The sequence below is a fragment of the Lysobacter sp. Soil_N_51 genome, assembly GCF_057655755.1.
This window is the reverse complement of record NZ_JBDGLR010000034.1, coordinates 1-325: the sequence shown is the minus strand read 5'-3', so window position 1 is coordinate 325 and position 325 is coordinate 1. Positions and strand designations below refer to the sequence as shown.

Below are 325 nucleotides of genomic sequence, written 5' to 3'. Positions count from 1 at the left end.
TGCACTGTCAACGTCTAAGTGCATCAAACGAGTCAAACACGGCCTGGCGAACTTTCGCAGCCGCCTCGGGCATGCCTAACTCGCGAAGAAATACGACGGCCGGAAATTGATAGCCCAATGACGCTCGCGGCCGGGTGTTGAACTCGTGGGCGATGCGATCCAACTGCCGCTGGGTGAAATGCGACAAGTCGGTGCCCTTGGGGAAGTACTGACGCAACAGTCCATTGGTGTTCTCGCAGATCCCGCGCTGCCACGGGCTGCCGGGATCGGTGAAATAGACCTCTACCTTCGTGCGCTGCGTCAGCACCTTGTGCAACGCCATTTC

General features: G+C 58.5%; 1 protein-coding gene. It reads right to left on the bottom strand.

From position 1 onward, the window contains the following. Nucleotides 1-7: 7 nt before the first annotated feature. The coding region (locus AC3A4T_RS24555; protein ID WP_487677764.1) for an IS30 family transposase at nt 8-325 on the bottom strand (318 nt) is incomplete at its 5' end.